The sequence below is a fragment of the Thermopirellula anaerolimosa genome, assembly GCF_054657335.1.
The window spans coordinates 2060982-2087075 of record NZ_BAAHYX010000006.1; the positions used below are offsets into that span (position 1 = coordinate 2060982).

Below are 26094 nucleotides of genomic sequence, written 5' to 3' on the forward strand. Positions count from 1 at the left end.
GCATTGCCGGCCTACGCTGCGACCGCTTCCGGCGATGCCCAAGGGTCCGCACTCGCTCCGCGGTATTTCCAGACGAGAAATCACGTTCGCATACCGTGTTGTGCGGGAGCGCTGTCATTTGTCTCTGAAAGTATTGCATCGGATGCGGGAAAAAGAATCAGCCGATTGAGGGGGCTTCGGAAATTTCCGCCGATGTCGCCGTCCTGGCCCGCCCCAAAACCGCCGGCGCGGAAGCCCCGCGAATCTGCGGAAGTCCCCCGAATCTACTGCCATATCGCACGGGCGAAATCGTGGCCGCCGATCCAAACCTTGTCTCCCCAATGCCGAATGGACGAATCCGGCCCCTAGTGGATTCTAGGCCGATTTTTTGTCCGCGCGGCCCCCGCCTGCCGGGACACCTCCGCAAAGACACTCGCTCTCCCCCATTCGCCTTTATTTTCCGGCAAATCCCGTGCGACACGGGCGGACAAGTACGGCAAAAAAGTTCAGAAAATACGTTGCGATTGCAATTCCGGAGTGAGAGTACTAGAATACAACAACTAATTTGAGACTAGGACTCATTATCGCAACTGCTTAGATAAGCTTTGCAAGTCCGTTGGAAAGGAGGTTTCCCAATGCGTCGCTCAAGAATCGCCCTCGGTGACCGCGGCACCTTGCGGTCGGGTTTCACGTTGGTCGAACTGCTGGTCGTCATCGCCATAGTGGCTCTTCTGGTGGGCCTTTTACTCCCCGCCGTTCAGGCGGCCCGCGAAACCACCCGAAGCGCCGAATGCCGAAGCCACCTCCGCCAGATCGGCATTGCCCTCCACAACTACGTCACCGTCCACGACGGCATCATGCCCTTTCACGTGGGTGAAGGAGATTTGACCGACAAGACCCAGTCGGCCATGTACGCCTTGATGCCCTACTGCGAACGCAATCCCGGCATGTTCCGTTGCCCGGGCGACGTAGGCTCGCCCGAGGACCCCACGCCCTTCCATGTATCTTGGGGCACGAGCTACAAGCTGGAGGGTCGAGCCTTGAGCCAAGCATATCTGCCGGAGCGGACCGTCTTGGAGTTCGACCCGACGAAAGGTCAGTGGAAGACAAAGAAGAAGGCAGCCAAGCCGATGTGGGTCCGCCGCATCGACGATCACATCACCGGCATCGACTCGAAGAAGGCCGCCGAGGGCAAGGAATTGAAGCCCGAAAACCTCACGCAAAGCTCGCAGATCCAACTTGCTCGCGACATGTTCGAGCCTTGGAAGGCGGGCGAGGTCAAATGGAATGCCTTGCGGGGAGTTTACACGTCCCGACCCTATCACGGCGTGCATATGAACGTCCTTTTCGTGGACGGGCACGCCGTTTCCGTCGGTTCCAAGGCGGAGTGGGACCTGTTGCGAGGAAAAACGCCGGAGGACAACGACGACTGAGCTTGCTTCCGATTGACTGAAACCGGATGGATTTTTGGAGGAGACATCGATCGATGATCGTCATGACCTGGGCCGCTTGGATGCGTTGGTCGCACCGGTGGATCGGCCTGCTGCTGCTAGTCCCTGTGACGGCGGTGGGCGTGACGGGGGTGCTTCTTGTGCATGAACCGCTTTGGGCCAACAAGGACGGCGTCAAACCGCCGGCGAGCTCGCCGGGGACGCCCACCGGGGAAAGCGCCGGCCTGTATCCCGCCGACCTCTTTCCCCACGCGGAGGCGTGGCAAGGCCGCATGCCCGCCTTCCAAGCCGCGCTGGAACATTTTCGTGCGGAACACGGCGACTTGCCGCTCCGCGAGGTGCAACTGCGGCGCGACGCGGCGGCGGGTTGGGTAATCAAGGTCAAATCGCTCCCCACCCCGAACGACCGAGAACGCGAACTCCTTTGGGCGGCGGACGCCGGTCATCCCCTCGGCCCGACGGCCGGCGTGCAGGCCTATCGTACCACTTCCGGCGGTTGGGACTGGAAAAAGATCGTCAAAGACCTGCACACGGGCAAGTTGCTGGGAAATGCAACCGGTTGGGTTTGGGCCGACGCCGCAGGCTTGGGCATGATCTTCTTGGCCGTTTCCGGTCTCTTGGTGTACGGCAAACTATGGCTGGCCAAGCGGGCACAGCGGAGGAAGGCGGCGCAATTGCGACGGTCGGAACCGCCCCATGCTCCGCCGCGCCCGCCACACCCCGCCGCCGATCCCGGCATCTCGCGGCTTTCGGAATCCGGTAGCAAGTCGCTACCTCCGATTTGCGTCTCGAACTTCGTGGCTCGACGGGAGGGATGGTGATGCGCGCCCTCGGTTGGATCGTCGTCGCGGTCGGAGTGTTCTATTTCGCGTGGGGCTTTTTGGCGGGCAAGGGTGCGCCGTCCCTGCCCCGACTACCCGAGCAAGACGTCCGCCGCATCGCCGCCGCCGCCGAACGAGAGCGAGGCGACCTGCTGACCGAGTTGGCCGACCGCCTGCCCCGCGACGGCGTCCAGGTCCTGTTGATGCAGGGCGTTCCGGACGGTCAGGCCGTCGTCTTGGCCGGCGAGAATGATTCGTCCGGCGACGAAACCGCGACCCATTGGCCCTCCCCCTGGCCGGAACTGAATCGCGTCTTGGGCAAGCCCCCCGGCGAACCGACCATCGTCCGCGACGCCTACGCCGGTCGGCGCTACGTGCATCATGTCTATCCCGCCGACCCGGCCCGGAACCACTTTCTGGTAGTCACGGAATTGGCGGCCGGCGATCGACCGTCAGGCTTGCTGCGATGGATCGTCCTCGGCGTGAGTCTGCTCTTGGCCGCCGTGCTGTGGTTCGCCCGAGAGGAGAGCTGATCCCCCGATCTGCGAGCGGGCGTCCACCTCGCAGACGCTCCCGCCGAATACCAAGACGCCCCAATCCCCGGCGAATCCTTCCGCCCCGCCGCCCGGCATAATTCGTCGTTGTCCCACTCGCTTACAAATATTTCTTGAATAGACTCGTAATCGCGACGGCTTTCTTCTTGGCTTCCTTGTTCACAATCTATGGGCTGACTCCGGTGAGGAACACTTGGTGCAAGGAAACCGCTCAGAGAGGGCACGGCGTGACACGCCTCCGGCTTGGGCTATCCTCGACCATCATAGAAAGGGATACGCAACACCCGATAACCCGATACATCATTTAGAGCGATACCCCGCCGATTAATGACAATACGACAACGAGAATGACGGCCAATAGGCTCACGAGACACCCTTGAGGGTTGGTTGCGGATCGGCCGTCTCTTTATCTTACAGGCTTGGTTTCGCATTTTCCGTAACGTGGATATCCCGTTCCTTACCATAGCCACACATATTGTTTTGCGTCATTCCTTGGGCGTTCTGCATGCCGACAAAAATGTCGAGTTGTGCGTTAGCTTCGCTCGTCCTTCCGTCAAGCACGGGAAACGCAGAAGCCAGGACTGCGATCCCACTACCTTTATTATTTCGAGACACGTTGTTCCGCGCCGTTCCCTGGGCGTTTTCGTCGTAAAGGATGCCGTTTCGTTTGTTAGCTTCGCACGTGTTCTCTTCAAGCAGGGGGGACGCAGAACCCCCGACTCTGATACCATGGTAATCATTTTGCCGACACGCATTCTTATGCGAGGTCCCCTGTGCATTCTCGGAGTAACCGATGCCGTTCTTTGTGTTAGCTTCGCACGTGTTCTCTTCGAGTAAGGGAGACGCTGAGCCCGCGACTCCGATTCCATGGTCCCCATTTTGCCGACACACGTTGTTCCACGCCGTTCCCCGCGCGTTTTCCCAGTAGAAGATACCACTCATCTTGTTAGCTTCGCACATGTTCGCCGCCAGTAGGGGGCACGCAGAACCTGCAAGTGCGATCCCACAATACTCATTTTGCCGCGACACGTTGTATCGCGCGGTTCCCTTGGCGTTCTCGGCATAGAAGGTACCGTGCATCTTGTTACCTTCGCATGTGTTTCGTTCGAGTAGAGGGGAAGCAGAATCCGCGAGTGCGATTCCACATTCTCCATTTTCCCAACTCAGGTTGTTCATCGCGGTTCCCTGGGCGTTGTCACAGTAAGCGATGCCGGCTTGTTTGTTACCTTCGCATGTGTTTCGTTCGAGTAGAGGGGAAGCAGAATCCGCGAGTGCGATTCCACATTCTCCATTTTCCCGACTCAGGTTGTTCATCGCGGTTCCCTGGGCGTTGTCACAGTAAGCGATGCCGGCTTGTTTGTTACCTTCGCACGTGTTTCCTTCCAATAAGGGTGACGCACCCCCCCCGACTCTGATACCATGGTACTCATTCTGCCGACATACATTGTTCTGCGCCGTTCCCTGAGCGTTTTCCCTGTACAGGATGCCGCATTCTTTGTTGGCTTCGCACGTGTTTCCTTCGAGTAAGGGTGACGCAGAACCGAGAACCGCAATTCCTTGGTACTCATTCTGGCGACACCCATTGTTCCGCGCCGTTCCTTGACCGCTTTCGTTGTACAGGATGCCGCATTGCTTGTCGGCTTCGCACGTGTTTCCTTCGAGTAAGGGGGACGCAAAACCCCCGACTCTGATACCATGGTACTCATTTTGCCGACATACATTGTTCTGCGCCTTTCCCTGAGCGTTTTCCCTGTACAGGATGCCGCATTCTTTGTTGCCCTCGCACGTGTTTCCTTCGAGTAAGGGGGACGCAGAGCCTTCGACTTGGATCCCAACTGATTCATTTTGCCGACACACGTTGTTCCGCGCCGTTCCATCACCGTTCCAACTGTACAGGATGCCGGATTGCTTGTTGGCCTCGCACGTGTTTCCTTCGAGTAAGGGTGACGCAGAACCGAGAATCGCAATTCCATCGTACTCATTCTGCCGACACACATTGTTCCGCGCCGTTCCATCACCGTTCGAACTGTACAGGATGCCGAATTGCTTGTTGGCCTCGCACGTGTTTCCTTCGAGTAAGGGTGACGCGGAACCCCGGACTTGGATTCCAAGCCACTCGTTCTGCCGACACACATTATTCTGCGCCGTTCCCTGAGCGGTTTCGCAGTAAGTGATGCCGTTCCGTTTGTTAGCTTCGCACGTGTTTTCTACTAGTAACGGGGATGCAGAGTCCTGAATTCCGATTCCATGGTACCCATTGTGCCGACACACATTGTTCTGCGCCGTTCCCCTGGCGTTTACCCCGAAAACGATACCGACTTGTGTGTTCGCTTCGCACGTGTTTCCTTTGAGTAGGGGGGACGCGGAACCATGGACTCCGATTCCATGGTACCCATTTTCCCGACACACATTGTTCCGCGCCGTGCCCTCGGCGTTTTCGCTGTATAGGATGCCGCTTCGTCCGTTAGCTTCGCACGTGTTTCGTTCCAGTAAGGGTGACGCAAAACCCGCGACTCTGATACCGTGGTACTCATTTTGCCCACACGCATTCTTCTGCGCCTTTCCCTGCGCACTCCCGTAGTAACTAATGCCGTTTTTTTTGTTAGCCTCGCACGTGTTTCCTTCGAGTAGGGGGGGCGCGGAACCCCCGACTCCGATTCCATGGTACTCATTCTGCCGACACACATTCTTCCGCGCCGTTCCCTGGCCGTTCTCCGCGTAGACGATACCGGATCTTTTGTTGGCCTCGCACCTGTTTCCTTCGAGTAAGGGGAACGCCGAATCCCGGACGCGGATTCCATGCCACTCATTTTGCCAACACACATTGTTCCGCGCTGTCCCGTGTGCATTGTCACAGTAAACGATGCCGGATTCTTTGTTGGCCTCGCACGTGTTTCCTTCGAGTAAGGGTGACGCGGAACCCCGGACTTGGATTCCAAGCCACTCGTTCTGCCGACACACATTATTCTGCGCCGTTCCCTGAGCGGTTTCGCAGTAAGTGATGCCGTTCCGTTTGTTAGCTTCGCACGTGTTTTCTACTAGTAACGGGGATGCAGAGTCCTGAATTCCGATTCCATGGTACCCATTGTGCCGACACACATTGTTCTGCGCCGTTCCCCTGGCGTTTACCCCGAAAACGATACCGACTTGTGTGTTCGCTTCGCACGTGTTTCCTTTGAGTAGGGGGGACGCGGAACCATGGACTCCGATTCCATGGTACCCATTTTCCCGACACACATTGTTCCGCGCCGTGCCCTGAGATTTATCTGAATACAGGATGCCGACCTTGTTGCTTTGGCACGTATTCCGTTCCAACGTTGGCTCCGCAAGGTCGCCGACCGCGATCCCTGCATCATTCTCAACAAAATGGCACTCTCGAACCCATCCCGCCGTTTTGCTATTGATTCGGAGGCCGCAAAATATCAGCTTGTCTTGTTCTGTAGTCTTATCGTCGGAAGACTGTGGATTTTTTCCACCTTGAAAACGACAGCCCTCGATATGAATCTGCCCGGACTCCACCACACAGACGTCCGCCGTCACCCGGCCAATGTGCTCAAAACTAATCCCCTTGAGATTGAAGTTCCCCTCGCCCGAGTACTTGATCACAAACCCTTCGCCGTCGCAGATCACCCGTGTGTTGGTCATTCCCGCCCCGATCAACGTCACCGCCTGCGTGATTTCCAACGGTCGTTGCAGGCGATAGACACCCTGGCGAATCTCGATCGTTCCTCCAACCGAGCACTGGGCCAAGGCCTCTTCCAGCGTCGCTGCGTCGCCGGTTCCATCGGCAGCAAGCACAACCCGCTTTCGCCTCTCCTCGGCGGAAGAGCTTTCCGTTGCAGTCACTCCGGAATTGGCCTCCCGGTTCGTTCGGCCCTGCGATGGGCGGCCCGGGGACAAAAGCCTCTGGTACAAAATTCGAACCCAACTCTGCGCTTTTTCGGAAAAGCGTTTTTCCGGATCAGGGTGAAGAGCGGCCAGCAGGAGCTTTTTTTCCGCCTCTTGCAGACCGTCCAAGCTCGGTTCGCCGCGCTTTTGTCGCTGGAACAGTTCCCCCGGCTTGTCGCCGAACGGTTCGTTGCCGGTCCGAAGTTTGAGGTACGTCGCCGCCAACGAATACAGGTCCACGCTCGGCGCCAGGCGGTGATCCTCCCAGGCCTCCGGCGGCAAATAACCGAACGTCCCCGAACCCGTGTGCGACGCCGTGCTCGCACCCGCCAGTTTCGCCAGACCCAGGTCCCCCAACTTCACGCGACCGTGGAACAGCAGGAGATTCTGCGGCTTGATATCCCGGTGATAGATCCCCTGCCCGTGCAGAAAGTCCAAACCGTCCGCCGCGTCCCACATGAGCTTGAGAAGTTGCCCGACCGGGATCCCGGCCCGTCCCTCTTCGCGGTGCCGTTCCCACAACCGCAACAGGTCGCCGCCTGTGGCCAATTCCCAGCGCGTCACCAGGTAATCGGTCACCACCCAATAGTCCAGCAGGCTCACAATATGCGGGTGGCCGGAGATGGCTTTGACGAGCTTGAGGTTATCCAGTTCCTTTTTGAGGGCGGGATTCTTCTCGTCGATCGGTCGCAGGGAGACCTTCACCGCCGAGCGGACCCCGCTGGGGGACTCCACCTGCCAGGCTTCGGCAAATCCGCCCACCCCCAGGCGCTTGATCGGCCGAAGTTGCTGCTCGTTTTCTAAAAACGCCCGCACCACGTCGTCCATCGCAAAGCGCCCCTGACAATTCTACGGGCGGGTGTAGGTTGCCGCTCCGTGTGCAGAGTCCGTGCGGTCGGCGGTCAGCCCCGGCGAATGAAAACACTTGTTTGATAATAACGCGAGATTTTTGGAATATCCACGTCGAGCGGAGAATCGCTCCGGCGAGGTGCTTCAAGCGCCGCCTTGACGGTACATGTCGCGTTCCGCACGGCAGATCGGACAAGCGGGCGCTTGGCCTGTTCGAAGCGCGCACTGCACCACTTCTCGGGCCGCTCGGAAGCGCGGCCCAAGGGCGCGGTGCTCGGACTTGCGATAGTCGCGATTCGCCGAGCAGCTATACTTGGCGTCGCCCGATCGAAGCGCGGAACCTCAGCCGGTCGCCTGGGCGAAACACTTCGCGGCGAAGTCCCAGTCGACGTGGTCCCAGAAGCCTTCCACGTACTTCGCGCGTTCGTTCCGATAGTCGATATAGTAGGCGTGTTCCCAGACGTCGATGGTCAAGATCGGCTCCAGGCCGTGTTTCAACGGGGTGTCGGCGTTGCTGAGTGCCAGCACATTGAGTTTGCCGTCTTTGTCGGCGGCCAACCACGCCCAACCGGAACCGAACAGTTTGACGGCGGCTTCCGACATGGCGGCGCGAAGCTCGGCCAAACCTCCGAAGTCGCGATCCAAGGCCGCCGCCAAGGCCCCGCTCGGCGATCCGCCCTGCGGCTTCAAACAATCCCAATAAAAGCTGTGGTTCCAGGCCTGGGCCGCATTGTTGAACACGGGACCGGGCGGCGCCTGCACGACCACTTCCCGCAACGACATCTCGCTTTCCGGCTTGCCCTCCACCAGGGCATTCAAGTTCTTGAAATAGGCGGCATGATGCTTGCCGTAGTGAAACCGGATCTGCTCCTCCGAAAGAAACGGTTGCAGGGCATCCATGGCATACGGTAACGAAGGTTGAACAAACGCCATCTTACTATCTCCTTTCCCGGAAACGGATTGAACCTGCACCGCGGCGGTCTGCCGGGCCGACCCCAGCCCCATCCCCACGACCGCCGAACCGACCAAGAAGTCGCGACGCTGCATCGGATCCCCCTCCCTCAAGAAAAAGTGCCGAGAGCCTCAACTTGCCTCGTGCCGCCGACGCCGATCTTCCCTACGGCGCCTTGAGTGTATCGCCGCCGGTAGGCCCGTGCCAGATAGGGTGCGGCTGATAGATCGTGGCAAGTTTAGGCGGCTTGTTGGAGATGGGCGGACCACAGGGCGTCGAAGCAGCCGTCGTAAAGGGCGGCGCGGAGGCGGAGGATGGCCTCCGCCCGACGACGACGCCAGTTGCGCATCCCGGCCTGTTTACAGCGTGCCCCCACCAGGCACTTGCAGGCCGACTCGACCGGGCCGCTGCCGATCGGCAATCCTGCCGCACGGTAGCGCGGATAATCCATCCGCTCGGCATTGTTCTTCAGATACACTCCCAGCTTCCGCAACGCCTCCCGCTTGGTCGGCGCACGCAACTGTTTCTGCAAGGCGGCGATCGCCACGCGCGCCTGCCGGTGCCCGCCTTCCCACAATTCTGAGAGCCGCTCCTTCGCCCAAACCTTCGCTTCCTCCGTGCCCACACCGAATACGTCATGGGCCGCTTGGTGGACGTTCTCGCTCAAATGATACCAATCCAAGACGGGCACGGCCTCGGGAAAGTGGAAGGCCGCCAATTCCCAAAGCCAGTGCGCGCCGTCACCCAAGAACACACGTTGCGACGCTTGGCCGTAGCCGGTGCGATAGGCCTCCAGAAACAACTGCCGGCCGAACTCCTCCAACGACAAAAACCGGGCGAACGTCTTCTGCGCCAGGGTGTTCTTTTGCCCGTCCAGGGCCCGCACTCGAGCGACACGAATCTCTCGCCACTCGCCTTCCGCGTGAATCATGGCCCCATCCGCATACACCGCCACCACGGGAGCATGGCACGTGGACTGCGGCATCCCCTGGGCCTGCTCCGCGGGCGACAACCCAAAGAACGCCTGGCGTTGGGCGTCCTCCTGGGCCAAGAGCATCTCGCCCGCCGTGTGCGCGATCTGCTGGATCGTTTGCTTGCTCAGTTCCACGCGGTGGTCCGCACGCAAGACCGTCTGCACTTGTTCCGCCGGTATCCATGCCATGAGCCGGGCCACCACTTTCGCCAACGGCCAACTGACGCCGTGGCCGGCAAACCGCAATCGCGCATCGTGCGGATACCATTCCTCTTCACAACGATCACAACGCCGCCGGGGACGCCGACATTTCACGTCGCCGAAAGTCGTCGCCACCGTGCAAGGCGGGCAGCCGCGATGCCGCATGGACTCACCACAACACGGACACTTCGGCAACGCATCCGACGTGTTCGCCGAATCCGCCCACGCCTGCAAGGCTTGATTGCCCAGGCCGTGGAGGCCCTCGCTCAAGACCTGCTCCGCTTTCTCGAAGTCGTCCACATTGACCGGCATCGCGTCCAACACGCTGTCAAACCTCTCGTGCAGTTGACGACGCTGCTCTGCGCTGAGTACACTCCTCATCACGATTCCTTTCAGGGTGTTAGGGGAACCTCCAACAACGCAAACCTCTAACACCCTGTTTTACTTATTCCCCCCAATCGCGCAACAGCATTTCAGCCGCACCCGCCAGATATTGTTGGGCCGCGCCTGCCGCAGCCCAGTTCCGCGGCGCAGCCTCGAGCAACACCGAATCGGCCGGGGTCGAAATACGATGCGCAGCCGCACATCTCCCTGCGGTCCCGCTGCAAACACCGGCTTAGCAACCGAACCGGGTCCGGACTGCATTGAAGGACCATTGACACCGCCGTCGGATTTGGTCCAATGGACCTGGGCGTGACCAACTGAAGACGGTGCGGGACATCGACCGCGGGCTGTAAGCTTCCCCCATTGGCTCAAGTCAAGTGGGTGCCACCGTGGTCCATGATTTGATCTACGACGCCCTCGGCAAGATGACGTCTGAGACCAATCCGGCGGTGGGTTCGTTGTCCCTCTTCACCGCCCGTCCGTTTACCGCCCCGTTGCCGAAGTAAGCGCGCGGGCCGGTTTGGCGCCCGATGTCACGTTGGGTCGACCGGAGGGTCGGCGCGTCCATCCGCCGGGTCGAAGCGCGGATTCCACGAAGATCTCTTGTCGCGGAGGGACCGCCATGCTGGAACGCTGGTTTCGTCTGCGGGAAAACGGAACGAACGCGCCCACCGAAATGTTGGCCGGGCTGACCACGTTTCTGACGATGGCCTACATCATCGTCCTTCAGCCGATGGTCCTTTCCGGCAAGCTGATGGGGCGCGAAGAGATCGGCATGGATTTCGGGGCCGTGATGTCGGCCACCTGCCTGGCCGCCGCCGCGGCGACGATCATCATGGGCGTGTGGGCCAAATACCCCATCGCCTTGGCGCCGGGGATGGGCGAGAACTTCCTCTTCATCGGCTCGCTGGTGCCTGCCGCCGCGGCGTGGATCGAAACCGAGGTCGCCGCCGGCCGATTGGAGGCCGGTGCCGTCCAACCCTGGCAAATCGCCTTGGGGGTGATCTTCTATTCGGGCGTGCTGTTCCTGGCGCTGTCGCTGTTGGGCGTGCGGGAAAAACTCCTGGACGCCGTCAGTCCCAGCATGAGGAACGCCATCGCGGCGGGGATCGGCCTGTTCATCGCCCTGCTGGGCTTGCAAGGGGCCTCCATCATCGTCGGCACACCGGAACAGATCATCAAACTCAGCCCCCGCCTGGCCGGACCCGACGTGGTGGTGTTCTTTGTGGGCTTTTTGGTCACGGCGGGTTTGTACGGGCGACGGATGCCGGGTTCCATCGTGCTGGGAATCTTGGCGGCGACCGCGACCGCCTTGATTCTGCGCCAACTGATCCTCGCCCTGCCGCACGCGGCGGACTGGCCCGCCGTCGCCCAATCGAAACTGATGACCCAATTCACGCCCGCCGCGGGCCTGATTTCGCGACCGCCGTCCCTCGCGCCTACCCTGGGGAAGATGGAACCGGGTCTCTCCTTGGCGATCCCATTTTTACCCTATATTTTGATCTTCCTCTTCATGGACCTTTTCGACACGCTGGGGACCTTGGTCGGGGTGAGCGAGCAAGCGGGCCTGATCCGCGAGGGCAGGCTGCCCCGGGCCAAGCAGGCCCTGACCGCGGACGCCGCGGGCACGGTGTTCGGCGCGATCCTGGGCACCAGCACCGTGACCAGTTTCATCGAGAGCGCCGCCGGCGTGGAACAAGGCGGACGGACCGGTTTGACGGCCTTGACCGCGGCGGCCTTGTTTCTGCTCGCCCCCTTCTTCGAACCGGTCGTGCGCATGATCGGCAGCTATTCGCCGCTGACCGCCGCCGCCCTGCTGGTGGTCGGCTCCATGATGCTGCGGAACGTGCTGAAGATCGAGTGGGATAACCCCGCCGAGGCCCTGCCGGCCTTCATCACCATGGTCGGCATCGTCTTCAGCTACTCCATCGCCGACGGACTGGCCCTAGGGTTTATCTGCTATCCGTTGGTCAAGCTGTTGGCGGGCCAAGGACGCCAGGTCCGGCCCCTGATGTACGGACTGGCCGCCGTGCTCGTGGTGTACCTCTTGGCGGTGAAGAGTTACACGGGCTGAAGGCGACGCGTCCACCGCCGGCTCGCGCCGGCGGCTCCCTGACCCTGTGTAGCGCCATCACGCGCATCATCGCGTTAATCCCTCGAGCCGCCAGCGCACTTGGAGCCACCAGCGTAAGCTGGTAATGTACCCCTGGAGCCACCAGCGTAAGCTGGTGGTGTATTACCCGAGCCACCAGCGTAAGCTGGTAATGTACCCCTGGAGCCACCAGCGTAAGCTGGTGGTGCACCCTGGGTTGCGTCAAGACACCTCGGGCTTACGCCCGAGGCTCTCCAGCGTTTGTGTGAATGGCGCGCCATCACGCCCACCCGAGCCACCAACGTGAGCCGGCGGCGCTCACTCCAGGCGGTGACGGAAGAACCACGCCGAGGTCACAAGCGTGAACGCAGCGATGGGAAGCAGCGGCCAGATGTACGGCCAAACCACGTCCGCCGTGGGATTCTCCAAAAATACCATGCGGCTGATCGCCACCATGTACCGCAAGGGATTGACGTCGGCGAGCCAGCGGATGGCGGGGTGAATGTTTTCCACCGGCGTGGCGAAACCCGACAGCAACACGGCGGGGACCATGTACGTAAACGCTCCCAGCAAGGCCTGTTGCTGCGTGGAGGAGATCGAGGAAATCCACAAGCCCACGCCCACGATCGCCAACAAGAACACGAACAAGGCGACGGCCAGAAGCGGCAGCGAACCGCGAAACGGCAGGCCGAACAGGGTCACGGCGACCAGAATCATCAGGCCGCCCTCCACGTAGGCCACCACAAAGGCGGGCACGGCCTTGCCGATCAAGATTTCGCCGGGTCGCAACGGCGAGACCAGCAGTTGGTCGAAGGTGCCCAATTCGCGTTCCCGGGCGACGGAAAGGCCCGTCACCAACAGCGTCACCAGGTTCGTCAGGATGCCGAGCAGGGCCGGCACGGAACTCCACAGAGGGTGCAGGTTCTCGTTGAACCATACCCGCGTGATAGGTATGGCCTGCGTGACCGGCGGGCCGGCGACGGCGCGCCGCGGCAGGGCTGTCAGCGCGAAATCGCGGACGATGCGACCGGCGTAACCCTGGGTGACGGCGGCGGCGTTCGATTGCCGTCCGTCGAGCAGGATTTGCACGGCGGGGGAGCGGCCGGCCTCCAGCGACCGCGTGAAATCCTGCGGGATGTGCACCACCCCAAGCACCTGCTGCGAATCCAGGGCTTGGCGAACCTCGGCATAGTTGCGGCAAGGGACGATGCGGGAAAAGGTGACGGGAATGGACTCGAATCGGGCGGCCAATTCCCGGCCCAGCAGGCCCGCGTCTTCGTTGTAGATGCCCAGTCCGGCGTTGCGAACCTCCAGCGTGGCGGCGAAGCTGAAGACCAAAAGTTGCACCAAGGGCGGGACGGTCACGACCATGCGACTGGCCCGGTCGCGGAAGATCGCCAGGAACTCCTTGATTACCAAGCGTCGGATCCGTTCCAGCATGGCAGTCGCCTCATTCCAGCGTCAGTCGCGTCTTGCGGATCGTCAGTATCCACAGCACCGCGGCGAAGAGGGCCAGGATCAGCGCATCGCCGAGGATCACTTCCCACACGTTGCCCGCCAAAAACAGCGTCCGCAAGGCCGAAACGAAATACCGGGGCGGCAAGACGTACGTGAGGGCGCGAATCGGCGGCGGCATGCTGTTGATCTCGAAGACCAGGCCGGAAAGGATGAACGAAGGAAGATAGCCCACGATCAAGGCCGCCTGCGTGGCCACGAACTGGTTCCGAGTGGCTGTGGAGATGAACAGCCCCAACCCCAAGGCCACGCTCAGGAACACGGCGGCAACGCCGATCAGGGCGAGCCAGGAACCGCGAAAGGGGACGCCGAACACGAGGATGGAGACGCCGGCCACCAGCATCATGGTCGTCATTCCCAGGGCGAAATAGGGGAGGAACTTGCCGAGCAGGAACTCGGCGCGACTGATGGAACTGGCGAGGAGGGCCTCCATCGTGCCGCGTTCCCATTCCCGCGCTACCACCAGAGCCGTCAAAATGGTCCCGATCAACGTCATGATCACGGCGATGGAACCGGGCAAGATAGAGGCTCGCGAGTCCAGATTGGGGTTGTACCAGACCCGCGGTTCGACGGTGATGGGCGGCGCCGCACTCCCCAAGCCGCGGTCTTCGGCGTAGTGTTGGATGTCCCTTTGGAGTAGGTTTTCCAAGTAATTGACGATCAATTCGGCCGTGTTCGCCTCGCTGCCGTTGACCAGCAATTGAACCTTCGCCGAACCGACGCCGCGCTCGCGGGGATATTCCTGCGTAAGGACGACCAAACCGTCGAGTTGTCCGCCGACCAGCAGGTGTTCCAAGTCCGCGCGCTGACGGGCTTCGGTGACTTCGAAGTAGCGACTCCCCCGCAAGGCCGCAGCCACGCTTTCCGTCGCCGCCGAGGGCGTCTCCACGACCAATCCCAGCGGAATCTCCACCGGATCGAGCGAAATCCCCCAGCCGAACAGAAAAAGCAGTAGCAAAGGCAAAACAAACGCGATCACCAGGCTGCTGGGGTCGCGTAGAATCTGGTAGCCTTCCTTGCGAGCCAGGGCCAGCACGCAGCGAAGGCGGAGGGAGCGGGTTCCCGATGGCGTCGCGGCGGGCTTTTGCTGGGGCTTCATGCGGCACCGCCTCCCTTGCCGTGGTCGGTTGCGGCGGGTTCGGCGACCCGATCCTCTCGCTCCTTCACCCGTTCCAGCAGGGCGATGAATGCGTCCTCGAGCGTGGGATTGGGTAGCTCGGGCGATTGGACGGAGTTGCGGATGGCGTCGGGCGTGTCCATCGTGATGACCCGACCTCGATTGACCAGGGCCAACCGATCGCAGTACTCGGCCTCGTCCATGAAATGGGTGGTGACGATGACGGCGGCACCCTCCTCCACGAGTTGATCGATCCGCAACCAGAACTCGCGGCGGGCCAGGGGATCGACGCCGCTGGTAGGCTCATCCAGGAAGACCACGGCGGGCCGATGCATGACCGCGACCGCCAGGGCCAGTCGTTGCTTGAAACCCAGGGGAAGCTCGCCCGCGTTGACGGCGGTGAACGGACGCAACTCCAGTTCCTCCAGGGCGCGATCGATGGCGTCGGCAAGCAGGCGGCCGCGCAGGCCGTACACCCCGCCGAAAAACTCCAGGTTCTGCCGTACGGTAAGGTTGCCGTAGAGGCTGAACTTTTGGGCCATGTATCCGACGTGGCGTCGGGCTTCGGCGCGGGCCTTGCCGAGGTCGATGCCGGCCACGGCGGCGCGGCCCTCGGTGGGCGCCGCCAGCCCGCAAAGCATGCGGAAGGTGGTGCTTTTTCCCGCCCCGTTCGGCCCCAGCAGTCCGAACACCTCGCCCCGCCGCACGCGGAACGATACATGATCGACGGCCGTGAAATGCCCGAACCGCTTGACCAGTTGCTCCGCCGCCACGACTTCCTCGTCCGACTTGTCCGCCGCGGAACCGTTGTGTTGAAAGGCGACCCGATCCTTGGGAATGCCCCCCAGGGCGTCGATGAAAGCGTCCTCGAAGTGGGGTTCGGTCGATTCGGCGCCGCGCGCCGCGTGTCTGCCGGCGGGATCGGCGCCTTGCCGCAGCACCACTCGCAAACGCCGCCCTTGAATCCGGGTATCCACGACATCGGGATCTTGCAGCCACTCACGCGTCAGACGCCGCCGCTCTTGCGCCGGGACGTCAACCAAAAAGGTGCGGTGCTCGACCCTGGCCGTGAACTCCTTGGGCGGGCCGAAGAACAGCACGCGGCCCTCGTACAAGACCAGCACGTAATCGCAATGCTCGGCCTCATCGAGATAAGGCGTGCTCCAGACGATGCCCACCCCTTGGTCCCGTTGCTCGCACGTGATCTTCCACAGTTCGCGGCGCGAGATGGGATCGACCCCCACGCCCGGTTCATCCAGCAGCATGACCTTGGGGCGGATCAGCATCGAACAGGCCAGGCCGAGCTTTTGCTTCATCCCGCCCGATAGTTTGCCCGCCAGTCTCCGCTGGAACGGGGCCAGTCCCGTGAATCCCAACAGGCGGTCGATGCCGGCCTGCCGCTCCGCTCGGGGGATGCCGCGCAACCGGGCGTAAAGCATGAGGTTCTCTAAGACGGAGAGGTCCTCGTACAGCCCGAACTTCTGGGGCATATAGGCCAAGTGATCGCGGAACTCGAAACCTTCGCGCGTATCCTTTCCCAATACGACGATGCGGCCTTGCGAGGGGGCCAGCAACCCCGCGGCCAAGCGAAGGAAGGTCGTCTTCCCCGCACCGTCCGGACCCACCAATCCCGTAATCGCCCCGGCAGGAATCTCGACGGTCACATTTTGCAGGGCGGGTTGCGGGGAAGGCGGAAAGTTCTTCGTTACCTGTTCGAACTGGATCACGGCCGACTTTCCTTGCCCGACGCCGACCCCTGCGCTTCCGGAGACAACTGCACGACGACGGGCATTCCCTGCCGCAACTTTCCTTCCGGGTCTTTGACCAGAATCCGCACGCGGTACACCAAATCGGTCCGTACTTCCCGCGTTTCCACGGACTTGGGTGTGAATTCCGCCACCGACGAGATGAAGCCCACCTGTCCCGCAAAACGATTCCCACCGTCGGTCGATACCTCCACCGCCATCCCCGGACGAATCGAGTCCAAATCCTCCTCGGCGACGTAGGTTCGGACCCAAACCTCGTCCTGCCGAGCGATGGAAAAGACCGGTTCGCCCACGTTCACGAAGTCGCCCGTCTCGTGGACGCGAACCTGAATCACGCCCGGAACGGGGCACTCCAGTCGAGTATCGGCGAGTCGCCGTTTGGCTTCAGCAAGAACAGCCTCGGCTTGTCGCGCCACCGCCCGAGCGCGGTCGATGTCCTCCTGTCGCGGGCCTGCTTCCACCAGGCGCTGCGCCGCCAACGCCGCTTGATGGTTGGCCACCGCTTGATCATAAGCCGCTTGGGTGTTGTCCAACGTCTCCCTCGAAACGGCCCCTTTGGGCGCCAACTCCTGGGCGCGCCGCCATGAGATTTCGGCGTTGCGGACGGCCACCTCCGCCGCCTCGGTCAAGGATCGCGCCTTCTCGATCTCTTCCGGACGCGAACCGTTCTCCAATGCCGCTAGTTCCGCCCGCCGGGCCTCCAATGCCGCCTCCGCCTGATGCACCGCATCCAAGAACTCGGCCTGCTCCAATTCCGCCAACAGTGACGACGGTTCGACTGAATCGCCTTCGTCCACGTACAGGCGAGCGATCCGACCGGGCACCTTGAATCCCAATCGGACTTCCCGAATCTCCACGTTGCCGTGCAGCTTCCAGGCCTTCTGCTCGACCTCCATCCACAGGCGGTGCCACCACCCGCCGGTCACTGATGATCGCGACACGCCTTTCACGCCGTACTTCTCGGCGCTCCAAAGGCTTAGGCCCACCACCAGCACCGCTGCCAAGAGCAGAATCACGCGCTTTTTCATGACACGCGCACCTTATCATCTTCGCGCGATTGCGCTACACAACTTCAGGGAGCCTCGGGCGCAAGCCCTGTGTGTTTGCCCTAGAGCCTCGGGCGTAAGCCCGAGGTGGCGTGCTACGAGCCTCGGGTGTCAGCCCGAGGTGTCTCGACGCAACCCAGCCTTCCACCACCGGCTCACGCCGGCGGCTCTTGGTTGCCTTTCTTTCCTCTTTGCAGAACCGCCACCAGCTTACGCTGGCGGCTCTTGGTTGCATTTTCTTGTCGATGCACCACCAGCTTGCGCTGATCGCTCTTAGAGCCTCGGGCGTAAGCCCGAGGTGGCGTGCTGCGAGCCTCGGGCGTCAGCCCGAGGTGGACCAACGATCCGTCACTTCCGCTTCCACCCCTGAACCTCGACCAAGGGCGGCGACTCCTCGCTCTCCTCCACCAAGGGGATCGGCCGAACAAACACGGCCTGGCGGACCAACGGTCGCTCCTCTTCGGCCTGCGGAAGGCCGGTTCCTTGGACGCCGGGCGTAGCGGCCGGCTTCCACGACTGGCCGGCATCCCCGCTCGATGTGGGAGCGTAAGTGCTGGGCGGTTGCGAGGACGATCCGGATGCGGCAGGAGCGGGCAAGACCGGCGCGGCGTCCGCCGCCGAAAGCGGCACTCCCGTGCTCGTGATCGACGATCCGCACGTCGAACAACCGCCGGACGAACCGACGACCACCGTCCCGGCGCCGTACGACGCGGTCGCACTGCTCGCGCAGGGATCACACGTGCCCGCGGTTAGCGGTAGGGAGTAACCCGCGAATTGCGTCGTGGTCCAAGTTGGGGCGTAAGACAACGAATATGCGACGCGACGCGCACGCCATCGTTCGAATGGACGCCAAGAGAACAACCGACGACGCTCGACTACGATCTCCACCGGGCGATAAACCACCGTCGGCGTCGCCACGGGCGAGGCGACCGCGTAGGGTGTCACCACCGGGGGCACCGCACCGGCCATGACGGGCGCCGGTCGCATGACGGTCGTCCCCAGCGAAGGCGGCAAGGGCCGATATGCGGCGCGGTACGTAACCGCCGGAGCGGCGTACGTGACCGGCATGTACGTCGTGACGGGCACCGCAGAGACCGGCATGTACGCCGTGTAGCCCGTGGGATACGTCCCGTATTGCGCTGCGTAGGTGCTGGGCCGATTGAACAGGCCGCTCAAAAGGCACTGCCCATGCGCCGTCCCGCCGACGCACCCGGCAAGCACCACCGCCGCAACGATCATCCGTCGGCCGCATCGAACTGCCATCATCGCTAATCTCCAATTCCCTTTGCAGGATAAGAGCCTCCGCTACAAAGCTTTAATAAAATTGAGCCGACAAAACACCATTTGTCAAGTTCTTGATCGACGGAATCGCCAAAATTGCGGATTGTAATGAATATAATGGTTACATAAATGTAGAGCACCATACGGTATAAAACGAGAACAACGCAGCCTTTTGCCGGCAACGTTCGCTCAGCCTGCCCAAACCAAGAGATCGCGCAGGTCGCATCGTCATCGACGTCGCCGCACCGCTCCCTTGCTTTTCTGCCCGCGCAATGCCGGCCAAGAGCTTGCAACTCGTTCGCTTCGGTACCTATCATGGTGCTCGGAAATTCCGCCGAAGCCGATCGGCAGAGGGTGCGGAATACCGGCCAAATTCGCCGGGCGCTTTTCCAAGCAAGGCAAGGAGAATTGCAATGGGGTTGATATTGCGTGCGACGGCGATTGCCGCCGTGTGGTTCCTACTAAGCGGCGCGGCGTTCGCCCAGGGGGATCAGTCGCCCGTCCGGTATCGGAGCGATCCGCCCGTCATTGCGTCCTCGTGGGACGACCTGCTGGAGGGAGTGCAAACCGCCGAGGCTTGGGCGGCACGCCGCGAGGTGTTGCGGCGTCGCTATTTGGAATTGATCCGCGATCAATACAAACCGGAAAAGCCGCCTTTAGACTTGCAGGTTCACGAGACGGCCGATATCGACGGCGTTTACCGGCGTCTCTACATCAGCTATCAGGTGGAACGCGACGAACGGGCCCACGCCTACTTGGGCATTCCGCTGCAATTGGAAGGTAAGGCCCCCGCCGTCGTGGCCTTGCACGGTACCACGGCGGACGGCACGCGGCAAACGGCGGGATTGAGCGGCGATCCCACCAAGGCCTTTCTCGATCAGCTTTGCCGTCGCGGTTACGTCGCCGTCGCACCCGAACACTTCGTCTCCGGCGAACGGATTCCGCCCGAAGGCCCCTACGATACCACGCGGTTCTACCAAAAGCATCCGGAATGGACGGCGGTGGGAAAGTTCACCTACGAACACAGCATCGCCATCGACGTCCTCTTGACTCGACCGGAAGTGGATCCCGCGCGGATCGGCGTGATGGGGCATTCCCTGGGAGGGCACGGCGCCTTCTTTCTGGCCGCCTACGACGACCGCGTCCAAGCCTGCGTCTGCAATTGCGGGGCATCCTTTTTCCGCCACAATCCCGAGGTCGAAGCCTGGGCCCGCGACCACTGGTACGTCTATCTCAAGCCCGTTCGACCGCTGCTCCTCCGCGGCGAATTGCCGCCCATCGACATGCACGAGATCATCGCGATCATCGCACCCCGGGCGTTTCTGGACGTTTCGGCCCTCAACGACGGCAACCCGCTCACTCAGCGCCAACGCGTGTTGATGCTGTTGAAGATCGCCGACGTGTACCAATTGCTGGACAAGCCCGAAAACTTCGCCTTCTTCGTGCACGGACGAGGCCACGGCGTGCCGCACGAGTCGCGGGAACTGATTTACGGATTCCTGGACGCCCACCTCAAACCGCCGGCAGCCACCCAAGCTCGACTATTGACACAATAACCGCATTGATGCTCGCCGCCTCCGCGGCTATTCGAATCCCGTATATTCCTACACCAAGGAGTGCCGCAGGCCGCTCTCGCCGCGACGGGAATAAGACGTGAGATATAAACAGGCGGAATATCGCAATCCCTTCGTGGCTCTTTTAAGAATAAACCGAGACAATAGAAAGGACGCCACCCATGAAACACATCACGACGATCTTCTTTTATGGTGTTTTGGCAACGGTTGCGGCCTGGCTGCAAACTGACACGGCCAAGGGTATCGAAAGCCCTGCAACATCATCGGAAGGTGCAACCGCCGCTGCAGATCCGCAGGCCGCCTACCCACGGATAGATCTGCGAGCAGATTGCGGGGCGGTCGGCGACGGCGTCACTAATGATACGGAGGCCTTTCAAAAGGCGGCACAGATCCTTCAAGAGACCGGCGGCGGAACGCTGGTCATCCCTCCCGGCGTCTATCGGGTCGGCAAGCAGCAGCATGTCCCGGGCGAGTTTCCGTACTATCGCGCGGCCAAGATCTTCACGGTTAAGGGGCTGAAGTACCTGCGCATCGAAGGCAATCGGGCCGTCCTCCGCTTGGCGCCGGGCTTGCGGTTCGGCTCCTTCGATAAAGACACCGGCGAACCGTTTCAACCGTCCACCATGCCCTTCGTCGATCACAAGTACGCGGCGCACGTGGGATTCATGCTGCACATTGTCGAGTGCGACAACGTCGTCATCCAGGACCTGGAACTCGACGGCAACCTGGGCGAACTGATCGTCGGCGGACCATACGGCGACACGGGCCGGCAGTTGCCCGCCTGCGGAATCTTTCTTCAGAACAATAAAAACGCGACTATCGAGCGGGTCCATAGTCATCACCATGCGCTGGATGGAATCATGATCGGCTGGTACGGCCTGAAAGAGGAGGACCCTGCGGCGCCGCATACCCTGATGGACTGCGTGTTCGAGTACAACGGGCGGCAGGGACTTTCATGGATCGGCGGGCGAGGGCTGACCGCTCGGCGGTGCAAGTTCAATCACACGGGAAGGGCCGAAAACAACGGCAAACCGTTCGCCTCCGCCCCCGGTGCGGGACTCGACATCGAGGCGGAGGAATCCATCTGCCGCGACGGCTATTTCGAGGACTGCGAGTTCGTGAACAACGTCGGTTGCGGCATGGTGGCCGACTCCGGCGACGGCGGATACAGCCGCTTTGTCCGCTGTTTGTTCTGGGGTGTGACCAATTGGAGCACATGGAATGCCAAGCCGGGATTGGTTTTCGAGGACTGCACGTTTCACGGCAGCATTGTGCACGCCGTTGGTTCGGACGATCCGGCCTTGGCCACGCGGTGGATTCGTTGCACGTTCGAAGATAAGCCCTGGCAGGGGCAAGGTCCTTACGGTGGTTTCCTGGCCGAACTCAACGGCAACCTAAAAAACGTGACGTTTGAATGCTGCGTCTTTCGCGCGAACCACCGCCGCAGTATTTGGTGCTCGGGCAAAGGTTTTCGCTTCATTGATTGCGAGTTCATCCACCGCTTTGCCGACTTGCCGACCGGCGAATACCAAGCCATTCTGCGCGGGGGCGAGGTCGTCGGGTGTCATTTCAAGGAAGAGTTTCCGGGCAGCACAGACGCTCGATGGCCGATTCTTGTCGACGGTTCCCGCGTAGGCCGGGAAAAGCCCACGGTTGTGGACGGACCGCACGTCCGCTGGGGCGGCACGCAAGGCCCCATTGGTGTGATTCCCCCAAGCGAATAGTGCGAGCACTCCACCGGCGGCGGACAAGCTTTCTTCGAGTCCATCGCCGACGCGACGCACTCTGCGGCGGACGCGACGGATTGCTCCGCGACTGGGGCCGGGCAGGGCGACACGCAACTAGAGTTAGCGCATCTTTTGCCCGGCGCCGGGCGTTCAGTTCGAGGCGGGGGCGGGTTCGAGCGTCCCAACCCGGATGCATTCCATCCGGCCGTGCCCCGACTCGGCCTTCCACAGGTCGCCCAACGGACATTGCGTGAGGATCCGCTTGATGACGGCGGCGATCGGTTCCGCGACGACCAAGCCGACCGTCTCGCCGCGGTGCCGACGGAGAATCTTTTGCAGTTCGCGGGTAAGACGCTCCTCGGCCTCGGCGATGGTCTCGCCCTCCGGCAACTCCGCATCGCGCCTACCCGCCTCGCGCGACAAGCCCTTCCGAGTGCTTCCTGCTAGTCTCCATAATCCAACGCAAGAAGCTGGGGCCGATAAGGTGCGAGGCCCCCGCCTTAGATAAGTGGTCCGCATCCCGATAGAAGGCTCCCTCCTCGCTACCGATTATCGAAAACCCGTTGGAATCGAAACAATCAGAGCTAGCATCCAACTCCCCAACCGCCTCAGGCAGTCTTTTGAGGACCGCGCGAAATTTCCCGCTCGCCTCGCGAAACTCGCTAACGGACGTACTTTGCGGACACGGTATCCCAAATCTTCTTGAAAGCCACAACGCCTGCGGTACGGGAAACCTCTGTTCCGGTACCTGAGGCATGATCCACACCCCTATCCCTGCGTATATCAACGACATTATGGCCGACCGTAACGCCGCTTCCTTATTCTCATCCACCTCATCAAAATGCGTGTTCCACCTGGCCACCATTATTACGTGTTTCGGTTTTGTCCGAATGATATAACCGAGCGCTCGCTCGTTCCACACGTTCTTGTCCTCCGTATAACCCTCCCACCTCGCCAAAGGCGCGGTCGCCCTCCTCGCGACAATCGCGCCACAGACTTTTAAACGACGACATTCATCCTCCACATAAGCGCCCAGCGACATTGCGTGGCTATCTCCCCAGATGATGAAGTCAACACCTGATGGCCCGTCACTAAGACCATACATAGTCACGCTACCGGTTTTAAGTTGCTCGCCGGACACTTCGTAGCGAAATATAGAGGGATCGACGGTCCTGGGATCCAGCGCCATTAACTCCCTCGGGTAGATACTTGCGAAGCCTCCGGATTTCCATATAAACACACTCAAGCTTAGGATAACGGCAGCTGCTCCGAACCAACCGCATATCACAAAGTAAACGCTGAATCTTCCGGCATGCCCCCGGAAAGGCATTTCGACGTACCGCCATGAAGCCACCGCAGCCGATAGGCTCAGGCCGATTAGCAACAATGCGTGGTGCCAAGAAATCGATCCTGCGCAGCAATACCTTCCAAACACAAGAATCGGCCAATGCCACAAGTACAATGAATAACTAATCAGACCGACAAACACCATCGGTCCCGTGGCGAGCATAGCAGCGGGGAACGTTCGGATGCAGGAATTGCAATAAATAAACACGGCGGCTGCTACCGTAGGAAGCAAAGCTTGCATGCCAGGAAACGGAGTAGTTGAGGAAAACAGGCACGCGGCAGCAACAATAACCACAAGCGAACACCAACTTAGGGCCGACAGTAACCATCGCGGCATACTATACGTTGACGGAAGAAACCAGAGTATTGCACCGATCAGCAATTCCCACGCCCTAGCTGGTAATAGGTAGAATGCGGCTGAAGTATTATGCCGTACTTGATAATGACTAAGAGCTAGGGAGACAAGCAAAATAGCGCCCAAAGCAACGACAGTAGGCCTTCGGCCCAGTCTGTTGAGAAGCACCAGAAGAAATGGATAGATTAAATAAAACTGCTCTTCGACAGCAAGAGACCAAGTGTGCAGAAGCGGCATTAGCTCGGCACGGCCATCAAAATATCCAGTGTTCCTGAAAAAATAAATATTAGAACAAAGCACTTGCTGAGCTACCGCCGACTTGGCTAAGACCTTTAAGTCACTGGGGAGGAATAGGACTGCGCCGGCAAGCAACACCAATACGACCATCAACGTTACCGCGGGAACGATTCGGCGAATCCGTCGTATCCAGAACTCCGCAAGAGAGAAGTGCCCCGCTTCTTGCTGTTTTACGATCAAACCCGTAATTAAAAAACCGGAGATTACAAAAAATACGTCTACTCCAATAAACCCCCCCGGAAACCCCAAGCCCGCGTGAAACAAAATCACGAGCATGACCGCGATCGCTCGCAGCCCGTCAATGTCCGGTCGGTACTTGAAATCAACCATTCTTGGGTTCGCTCTGTGTTTGTGCTAGCGAAGGGGGCGAGATGCAGCGGAAAAATCCTTTCAATAATAGCTTGAAATTGCGTTTCGACACGCACTCTGCGGCGGACGCGACGGATTGCTCCGCGACTGGGGCCGGGCAGGGCGGCACGCAACTAGAGTTAGCGCATCTTTTGCCCGGCGCCGGGCGTTCAGTTCGAGGCGGGGGCGGGTTCGAGCGTCCCAACCCGGATGCATTCCATCCGGCCGTGCCCCGACTCGGCCTTCCACAGGTCGCCCAACGGACATTGCGTGAGGATCCGCTTGATGACGGCGGCGATCGGTTCCGCGACGACCAAGCCGACCGTCTCGCCGCGGTGCCGACGGAGAATCTTTTGCAGTTCGCGGGTAAGACGCTCCTCGGCCTCGGCGATGGTCTCGCCCTCCGGCGGGCAAACGCACTCGGGCAATTCCTGCCACTGGCGATAGATCTTCGGTTGTCGCGTGCGGATTTCCTCGATCAGCATCCCTTGCCACAAGCCGTAATTGAGGTTTCGCAGGTTGGGGACCCGGCGGACCGGCACGCCCAAGGCCCTGCCGACGGCCTCCGCCGTCTCGATGGCGGGACGGCACGGTCCGTGATATAGGGCCTCCAGGCGAAGTTCCGCGGCCTCCAATTCCCGAATCAATCGCGCCGTCTCTTCCAAGCCGTTTTGATCGAGCGGAATATCGAGCGTGCCGCGGATACGGCCCTCCGTTTCGTAGCGGGAGGCGCCGGGACGAATCAACACGACGGTCGTCGGCAATACTGAGCTGCTCATTGCACACCCTGCGCAGACTGCGCAAGCTGAGAAAGATGGACTAGACGCTGCTTGTAATCTTCATATCCTAGCAGGCCGGTACCCACGATGAACATGGAGGCCCCGGCTTGGGCGCACCGTTCGATCGTACCGTCCTTGACGCCGCCGTCGACGGAGATCATCAGTCCCGCCGGCGCCCGATCACGTAGGGTGCGGATCTTGTCCAGCACTGCGGGGTTGAAACTTTGCCCGCCGAAGCCGGGCATCACGCTCATGACCAGGACGATCTCGCAGAGGTTTAGATAGGGGAGGACGGACTCGACGGGGGTGGGCGGGTTGAGCGACAGGCCCGCCCCCGCGCCCAGGCGACGGATTTCCGCCAACAATTCCGTGGGGTCGGGTGCCACCTCGATGTGAATCGTGAGGTAGTCGGCGCCCGCCTCGCGGAATCGCGCCAGGTGTTCCCGAGGGTTGGCGATCATCAGGTGGACGTCGAGGGGCAGCGGTGTCAGTCGGCGGACGGCCTCGACGATAGGGATGCCGAAACTGAGGTTGGGCACGAAGTGGCCGTCCATGATGTCGAGGTGCAGATAGCGCGCACCGGCATCCTCCAACCGCCGGACCTCGCGGGCGAGGTGGCCGAAATCGGCGGCCAAAAGCGACGGTCCGATCATCACGTGACCGGCCAGCCAGTCCGTGTAGAGCCTGGAAGCCGCCCGACTGGATGGATCGGCGGGGCTATCCGGTTCTGCTTGTCCCTCGTGCAAAGGTGTTTGCCCTCGTGGAAACGGCGAGAACGGTCGCGCGGCTCTTTTCAGG

General features: G+C 61.0%; 19 protein-coding genes. 6 read left to right on the forward strand and 13 right to left on the reverse strand.

Translation table 11 applies throughout. The annotated features are described in order from the left end of the window. The first annotated feature begins 614 nt into the window (after positions 1 to 614). The 3 genes from ACYQ6J_RS13455 to ACYQ6J_RS13465 are packed head-to-tail and all read left to right on the forward strand — an operon-like array spanning position 615 to position 2784. The gene (locus ACYQ6J_RS13455; RefSeq protein WP_460184700.1) at positions 615 to 1412 is read left to right on the forward strand and encodes a DUF1559 family PulG-like putative transporter; all 798 of its coding nucleotides are present in this window, start codon (positions 615 to 617) and stop codon (positions 1410 to 1412) included. A 53-nt stretch (positions 1413 to 1465) separates the two neighbouring features. After that, positions 1466 to 2251 carry a PepSY domain-containing protein gene (locus tag ACYQ6J_RS13460; RefSeq protein WP_460184701.1) on the forward strand — a complete coding sequence of 262 codons (786 nt, stop codon included), beginning with the start codon at positions 1466 to 1468 and terminating at the stop codon, positions 2249 to 2251. Beyond that, positions 2251 to 2784 carry a hypothetical protein gene (locus ACYQ6J_RS13465; protein WP_460184702.1) on the forward strand — a complete coding sequence of 178 codons (534 nt, stop codon included), beginning with the start codon at positions 2251 to 2253 and terminating at the stop codon, positions 2782 to 2784. The genes ACYQ6J_RS13460 and ACYQ6J_RS13465 overlap by 1 nt, the downstream gene beginning before the upstream one ends. A 432-nt stretch (positions 2785 to 3216) precedes the next feature. Here the strand turns inward: ACYQ6J_RS13465 and ACYQ6J_RS13470 are convergent, their stop codons facing one another. The 3 genes from ACYQ6J_RS13470 to ACYQ6J_RS13480 form a co-directional block, all read right to left on the reverse strand. Continuing rightward, a complete protein-coding gene (locus ACYQ6J_RS13470; RefSeq protein WP_460184703.1) occupies positions 3217 to 7521 on the reverse strand; it encodes a right-handed parallel beta-helix repeat-containing protein in 4305 nt (1434 codons plus the stop codon). Positions 7522 to 7884: 363 nt separating this feature from the next. Further along, positions 7885 to 8589 carry a superoxide dismutase gene (locus ACYQ6J_RS13475; RefSeq protein WP_460184704.1) on the reverse strand — a complete coding sequence of 235 codons (705 nt, stop codon included), beginning with the start codon at positions 8587 to 8589 and terminating at the stop codon, positions 7885 to 7887. Positions 8590 to 8732: 143 nt separating this feature from the next. After that, positions 8733 to 10049, reverse strand: coding sequence for an ISKra4 family transposase (locus tag ACYQ6J_RS13480; RefSeq protein ID WP_460184705.1), 1317 nt, complete (start codon positions 10047 to 10049; stop codon positions 8733 to 8735). Between the two features lie 625 nt (positions 10050 to 10674). Here ACYQ6J_RS13480 and ACYQ6J_RS13485 point away from each other — a divergent pair. Next, positions 10675 to 12126 (forward strand): NCS2 family permease, encoded by a 1452-nt coding sequence (locus ACYQ6J_RS13485; RefSeq protein ID WP_460184706.1) that lies wholly within the window; start codon positions 10675 to 10677, stop codon positions 12124 to 12126. Between the two features lie 336 nt (positions 12127 to 12462). On the opposite strand, the gene ACYQ6J_RS13490 is transcribed toward ACYQ6J_RS13485, so the two are convergent. The 6 genes from ACYQ6J_RS13490 to ACYQ6J_RS13515 all read right to left on the reverse strand — a co-directional run bounded on the left by ACYQ6J_RS13490 (position 12463) and on the right by ACYQ6J_RS13515 (position 19186). Beyond that, positions 12463 to 13584: an ABC transporter permease gene (locus ACYQ6J_RS13490; protein WP_460184707.1), complete on the reverse strand. Its 1122-nt coding sequence runs from the start codon at positions 13582 to 13584 to the stop codon at positions 12463 to 12465. Between the two features lie 10 nt (positions 13585 to 13594). Beyond that, entirely contained in the window at positions 13595 to 14758 is a 1164-nt protein-coding gene (locus ACYQ6J_RS13495) for an ABC transporter permease (protein ID WP_460184708.1), read from the reverse strand. Next, positions 14755 to 16503: an ATP-binding cassette domain-containing protein gene (locus ACYQ6J_RS13500; protein ID WP_460184709.1), complete on the reverse strand. Its 1749-nt coding sequence runs from the start codon at positions 16501 to 16503 to the stop codon at positions 14755 to 14757. Before ACYQ6J_RS13500 ends, ACYQ6J_RS13495 begins: the two co-directional genes overlap by 4 nt. Further along, entirely contained in the window at positions 16500 to 17570 is a 1071-nt protein-coding gene (locus ACYQ6J_RS13505) for an HlyD family secretion protein (RefSeq protein ID WP_460184710.1), read from the reverse strand. Before ACYQ6J_RS13505 ends, ACYQ6J_RS13500 begins: the two co-directional genes overlap by 4 nt. A gap of 366 nt (positions 17571 to 17936) precedes the next feature. Next, the gene (locus ACYQ6J_RS13510) at positions 17937 to 18854 is read right to left on the reverse strand and encodes a hypothetical protein (protein ID WP_460184711.1); all 918 of its coding nucleotides are present in this window, start codon (positions 18852 to 18854) and stop codon (positions 17937 to 17939) included. Between the two features lie 2 nt (positions 18855 to 18856). Then, on the reverse strand, positions 18857 to 19186 hold the full coding sequence (locus ACYQ6J_RS13515; protein WP_460184712.1) for a hypothetical protein: 330 nt from the start codon (positions 19184 to 19186) through the stop codon (positions 18857 to 18859). A 96-nt stretch (positions 19187 to 19282) separates the two neighbouring features. Between ACYQ6J_RS13515 and ACYQ6J_RS13520 the strand changes: the two genes are divergently transcribed. Together ACYQ6J_RS13520 and ACYQ6J_RS13525 are read left to right on the forward strand one after the other, a co-directional pair. Then, positions 19283 to 20425 (forward strand): dienelactone hydrolase family protein, encoded by a 1143-nt coding sequence (locus tag ACYQ6J_RS13520; protein WP_460184713.1) that lies wholly within the window; start codon positions 19283 to 19285, stop codon positions 20423 to 20425. Positions 20426 to 20604: 179 nt separating this feature from the next. After that, positions 20605 to 22167 (forward strand): right-handed parallel beta-helix repeat-containing protein, encoded by a 1563-nt coding sequence (locus ACYQ6J_RS13525; RefSeq protein WP_460184714.1) that lies wholly within the window; start codon positions 20605 to 20607, stop codon positions 22165 to 22167. A gap of 153 nt (positions 22168 to 22320) precedes the next feature. On the opposite strand, the gene ACYQ6J_RS13530 is transcribed toward ACYQ6J_RS13525, so the two are convergent. From ACYQ6J_RS13530 to rpe, 4 genes are all read right to left on the reverse strand, one after another. Then, on the reverse strand, positions 22321 to 22593 hold the full coding sequence (locus tag ACYQ6J_RS13530; protein ID WP_460184715.1) for a histidine phosphatase family protein: 273 nt from the start codon (positions 22591 to 22593) through the stop codon (positions 22321 to 22323). Continuing rightward, on the reverse strand, positions 22574 to 24499 hold the full coding sequence (locus tag ACYQ6J_RS13535) for an acyltransferase family protein (RefSeq protein ID WP_460184716.1): 1926 nt from the start codon (positions 24497 to 24499) through the stop codon (positions 22574 to 22576). Before ACYQ6J_RS13535 ends, ACYQ6J_RS13530 begins: the two co-directional genes overlap by 20 nt. A 188-nt stretch (positions 24500 to 24687) precedes the next feature. After that, the gene (locus tag ACYQ6J_RS13540) at positions 24688 to 25296 is read right to left on the reverse strand and encodes a histidine phosphatase family protein (protein ID WP_460184717.1); all 609 of its coding nucleotides are present in this window, start codon (positions 25294 to 25296) and stop codon (positions 24688 to 24690) included. Further along, positions 25293 to 26042 (reverse strand): ribulose-phosphate 3-epimerase, encoded by a 750-nt coding sequence (gene rpe / locus ACYQ6J_RS13545; protein WP_460184718.1) that lies wholly within the window; start codon positions 26040 to 26042, stop codon positions 25293 to 25295. Before rpe ends, ACYQ6J_RS13540 begins: the two co-directional genes overlap by 4 nt. Positions 26043 to 26094 lie beyond the last annotated feature (52 nt).

Excerpts from the sequence above, each read along its gene's own strand:
- ACYQ6J_RS13455 (WP_460184700.1), top strand. The coding sequence starts at position 615 with ATGCGTCGCTCAAGAATCGCCCTCGGTGACCGCGGCACCTTGCGGTCG.
- ACYQ6J_RS13460 (WP_460184701.1), top strand. The coding sequence starts at position 1,466 with ATGATCGTCATGACCTGGGCCGCTTGGATGCGTTGGTCGCACCGGTGG.
- ACYQ6J_RS13465 (WP_460184702.1), top strand. The coding sequence starts at position 2,251 with ATGCGCGCCCTCGGTTGGATCGTCGTCGCGGTCGGAGTGTTCTATTTC.
- ACYQ6J_RS13470 (WP_460184703.1), bottom strand. The coding sequence starts at position 7,521 with ATGGACGACGTGGTGCGGGCGTTTTTAGAAAACGAGCAGCAACTTCGG.
- ACYQ6J_RS13475 (WP_460184704.1), bottom strand. The coding sequence starts at position 8,589 with ATGCAGCGTCGCGACTTCTTGGTCGGTTCGGCGGTCGTGGGGATGGGG.
- ACYQ6J_RS13480 (WP_460184705.1), bottom strand. The coding sequence starts at position 10,049 with ATGAGGAGTGTACTCAGCGCAGAGCAGCGTCGTCAACTGCACGAGAGG.
- ACYQ6J_RS13485 (WP_460184706.1), top strand. The coding sequence starts at position 10,675 with ATGCTGGAACGCTGGTTTCGTCTGCGGGAAAACGGAACGAACGCGCCC.
- ACYQ6J_RS13490 (WP_460184707.1), bottom strand. The coding sequence starts at position 13,584 with ATGCTGGAACGGATCCGACGCTTGGTAATCAAGGAGTTCCTGGCGATC.
- ACYQ6J_RS13495 (WP_460184708.1), bottom strand. The coding sequence starts at position 14,758 with ATGAAGCCCCAGCAAAAGCCCGCCGCGACGCCATCGGGAACCCGCTCC.
- ACYQ6J_RS13505 (WP_460184710.1), bottom strand. The coding sequence starts at position 17,570 with ATGAAAAAGCGCGTGATTCTGCTCTTGGCAGCGGTGCTGGTGGTGGGC.
- ACYQ6J_RS13510 (WP_460184711.1), bottom strand. The coding sequence starts at position 18,854 with ATGATGGCAGTTCGATGCGGCCGACGGATGATCGTTGCGGCGGTGGTG.
- ACYQ6J_RS13515 (WP_460184712.1), bottom strand. The coding sequence starts at position 19,186 with ATGATAGGTACCGAAGCGAACGAGTTGCAAGCTCTTGGCCGGCATTGC.
- ACYQ6J_RS13520 (WP_460184713.1), top strand. The coding sequence starts at position 19,283 with ATGGGGTTGATATTGCGTGCGACGGCGATTGCCGCCGTGTGGTTCCTA.
- ACYQ6J_RS13525 (WP_460184714.1), top strand. The coding sequence starts at position 20,605 with ATGAAACACATCACGACGATCTTCTTTTATGGTGTTTTGGCAACGGTT.
- ACYQ6J_RS13535 (WP_460184716.1), bottom strand. The coding sequence starts at position 24,499 with ATGGTTGATTTCAAGTACCGACCGGACATTGACGGGCTGCGAGCGATC.
- ACYQ6J_RS13540 (WP_460184717.1), bottom strand. The coding sequence starts at position 25,296 with ATGAGCAGCTCAGTATTGCCGACGACCGTCGTGTTGATTCGTCCCGGC.